A 206-nucleotide genomic window follows, 5' to 3' on the forward strand; every position below is an offset into this window, starting at 1 on the left:
GTCGGCGCCGTGCTGGCCTCGGGGTCGCTCACCGGGGTGAGCGTGGCGGTCGGGATCGGCTCGGCCGGCCGGGTGGGAGCACCACGGGTGGTGGTCTCCGGCCACCGGCGCGATGCCCGGCGCTGGGTCGGGACCGGTGCGGGTGGGTCGAGGTGGACCTCGAACGCCGGCCCGTCCGATTCGGGCACGTCACCCACGACCAGATC

General features: G+C 76.2%; 1 protein-coding gene. It reads right to left on the reverse strand.

Annotated elements, in window-relative coordinates; all coding sequences use genetic code 11:
• A partial coding sequence (locus FS882_RS21470) for a hypothetical protein (protein WP_222848285.1) occupies positions 1–188 on the reverse strand: 188 nt, incomplete at its 3' end.
• Positions 189–206 lie beyond the last annotated feature (18 nt).

It is taken from the genome of Cellulosimicrobium cellulans (assembly GCF_007679345.1).
In the GTDB taxonomy this organism is placed as follows: Bacteria; Actinomycetota; Actinomycetes; order Actinomycetales; family Cellulomonadaceae; genus Cellulomonas; species Cellulomonas cellulans_A.